Origin of the sequence: Bartonella sp. TT29SHDZB (assembly GCF_042193395.1) — a bacterium.
Classification (GTDB): domain Bacteria; phylum Pseudomonadota; class Alphaproteobacteria; order Rhizobiales; family Rhizobiaceae; genus Bartonella.
In genome coordinates this window covers 1-2,521 of record NZ_JBHILQ010000068.1, presented here as the reverse complement: position 1 = coordinate 2,521, position 2,521 = coordinate 1, and the positions used below count along the sequence as shown (strand labels likewise).

The following is a 2,521-nucleotide window of genomic DNA, read 5'->3' as shown; positions in this document are numbered from 1 at the left end:
AAGAAACTTATGGATTGTCCAACTATCACACTTCAAACCGCAAGTGGAATAGAAAAAGTCATTCCTTGCGCAAAAATCACAGCAAAAGGAATTGGTGTGCTGTCTCAAGAGCTTAAAAGACAAAGCATGCATTAAGAGGAGGTTATCATGATAAAAAAGAAATATAAACTCACTGATGAAACAATCAAAATTGATGGAATAACGCTTTATCGCATACGCGCCTTAAAAGATTTTGATGATGTCAAAGAAGGCGACCTTGGAGGCTTTGTCGAGAGTGAATGGAATCTTAGCCATGATGATAATTGCTGGGTTGGTGGTGAGGCGTGGGTTTATGAAAATGCCAAAGTTTATGAAAATGCTAAGGTTTATGATGATGCCGAAGTTTATAATAACGCAAAAGTTGGTGGTAATGCCATAGTAGCTGGCAAAACAGCATTTTATGGAAGTGATGCTATCTTAAGGTAGAGGCAAAAACCATGGAAAAGAAATACGAACTTACTGATGAAACAACTGAGGTTGATGGCAAAACTCTCCACCGCATTCGTGCATTAAGGGATTTTGATGATGTTAAAGCAGACGATCTAGGCGGTTTTATACAAAAAGAAGACAATCTAAGTCATGATGGCAATTGCTGGGTAGGCGATGATGCAAAAGTCTATGGTTATGCCAAGGTTTTTGATGATGCACATGTTTATGGAAACGCTCGTGTGGATGGTCATGCAAGAGTTTATGACAAAGCCAAGGTTTTTGGTGATGCTTATATTGATAACATTGCTGATATTTACGAAAATGCATGTGTTTTTGGTAGTGCATCTGTTACCGGAGAAACTAATATTTTTGGCAATGCGCAGATTTTTGGACATGCTCGTGTTTTTGCCAGTGCACAAATCTACGAAAATGCACAAGTTTCCGGTGGTGCATTTATTAGTGGAAAAGCTGAAATTTATGGAAATGCTAAAATCTATGACAGTCCATTGATTTCCATTAGAGCAAAAGTTGGGGGAAATGCCAAAATCTATGGTGATGCATTTATTCATGGAAACGCAGAGATCATCAATGATGAAATCATCACAACGGGCGTGAGGCAATAAACCATGGAAAAGAAGTACGAACTTACTGATGAGAAAGCTGAGTTTAAAGGGGTAACTCTTCACCGTATCCGCGCTTTAAGAGACTTTGGAGTTATTAAAAAAGGTAATTTAGGCGGCTTTATAGAACATGAAAACAACCTATCGCATCATGGTAATTGCTGGGTAGGTGGTAATGCATTCGTCTTATCTTGTGCTTGCGTTTACGATAATGCTCAAGTTTATGATGATGCTGAAGTTTATGGTAGTGCACGAATTAAACATAATGCACATGTTTACGGTTTTGCCGAAGTTTATGGAATGGCAACAGTTTCCGGTAATGCACGTATTTATGGCGACGCAAAAATTTATCGTGATGCGGATATTGATGGCGATAACGTCATGTCCACTGGAGAAAAAGCATGGTGAAAAAATACGAATTGACTAATGAAACCACCGATATTGTAAGTTGCCATACATTGTACCGCATTCGTGCTTTAAGAGATTTTGATGATGTTAAGGCTGGGGACCTTGGGGGCTTTATAGAAAATGAAAGCAATCTCTCTCATGATGGCAATTGCTGGGTCTATGATAATGCTTGTGTTACTTGGGGTTCAAAAATTTATGACAATGCAAAAATTTATAATAACGCCCGAGTATATGGTGGTGGTCGCATTTTTGAAAACGCACAGATTTACGGAAATGCAATTGTTTATCCCAATGCAAGAGTTTATGGCGACGCAAAAATTTACGGAGATTCAGAGATCTGCGGAGAAAGCCGTATCACAACAAACGAGAAAAAATAAATCATGTATAAATATGGAATTAAACCTACCTTGTGTGCACAGTTAGTTGTGAGAAATACTCACAATCTAGGTGAACTTTGTATCACTATCTCTGGGTATAAAGACGAGCCTTATGTAGATACCATAATTTCTGAAGACATAATGCAGCCTATAAAATCCAAACTCTAACAACCAAACCAACTTTTAACACATGCGTGATTCACGCCACGGGGGAATTGCGCTCAAATAGGAGGAAATCAAGATGAGTGAACTAAGTACCACACAAACGGAATTAGTGGAAACAACGAACAATTGTGAAATCAAACCTACAGCTATGGAGCTTATTTTAGAAAGAGCTTTAGAAAATGATGTCGATATGGATCGTCTCAAGCGTCTTCTTGAATTGCGAGAACAAGAGATAAAACGACAAGAGCGCCAAAACTTTGTCCGTGATCTTTCTGCTATGCAAATGGAATACAAAGATATCGAACAAAACGCCATTAATACACATACTAAAAGCCTCTATACAACGCTTGATAAATATATTGATGCAATCAAAGAACCTCTTGCAAAACATCACTTTGCCTTGTTTTCTCGTATCAAAGACCAGAGTTCAAATGACATAACTGTAGAAATGACTTTAAAGCATATATCGGGCAATGAAATATC

Annotated in this window: 5 protein-coding genes; all 5 read left to right on the top strand. The window is 38.1% G+C overall.

Annotation, left to right across the window (positions count from 1 at the left end; translation table 11 throughout):
* The first annotated feature begins 147 nt into the window (after positions 1 to 147).
* Positions 148 to 465 (top strand): hypothetical protein, encoded by a 318-nt coding sequence (locus ACFIJJ_RS09425; protein WP_375624362.1) that lies wholly within the window; start codon positions 148 to 150, stop codon positions 463 to 465.
* Between the two features lie 11 nt (positions 466 to 476).
* The gene (locus ACFIJJ_RS09420; RefSeq protein WP_375624360.1) at positions 477 to 1,091 is read left to right on the top strand and encodes a hypothetical protein; all 615 of its coding nucleotides are present in this window, start codon (positions 477 to 479) and stop codon (positions 1,089 to 1,091) included.
* Positions 1,092 to 1,094: 3 nt separating this feature from the next.
* Positions 1,095 to 1,496 carry a hypothetical protein gene (locus tag ACFIJJ_RS09415; RefSeq protein WP_375613985.1) on the top strand — a complete coding sequence of 134 codons (402 nt, stop codon included), beginning with the start codon at positions 1,095 to 1,097 and terminating at the stop codon, positions 1,494 to 1,496.
* Entirely contained in the window at positions 1,490 to 1,873 is a 384-nt protein-coding gene (locus tag ACFIJJ_RS09410; RefSeq protein WP_273790346.1) for a hypothetical protein, read from the top strand. The genes ACFIJJ_RS09415 and ACFIJJ_RS09410 overlap by 7 nt, the downstream gene beginning before the upstream one ends.
* A 241-nt stretch (positions 1,874 to 2,114) precedes the next feature.
* The coding region (locus ACFIJJ_RS09405) for an ERF family protein (RefSeq protein WP_375646759.1) at positions 2,115 to 2,521 on the top strand (407 nt) is incomplete at its 3' end.

Bases quoted from the DNA above. Each gene is read 5' to 3' on its own strand.
- ACFIJJ_RS09425 (WP_375624362.1), top strand. From the start codon at position 148: ATGATAAAAAAGAAATATAAACTCACTGATGAAACAATCAAAATTGAT.
- ACFIJJ_RS09420 (WP_375624360.1), top strand. From the start codon at position 477: ATGGAAAAGAAATACGAACTTACTGATGAAACAACTGAGGTTGATGGC.
- ACFIJJ_RS09415 (WP_375613985.1), top strand. From the start codon at position 1,095: ATGGAAAAGAAGTACGAACTTACTGATGAGAAAGCTGAGTTTAAAGGG.
- ACFIJJ_RS09410 (WP_273790346.1), top strand. From the start codon at position 1,490: ATGGTGAAAAAATACGAATTGACTAATGAAACCACCGATATTGTAAGT.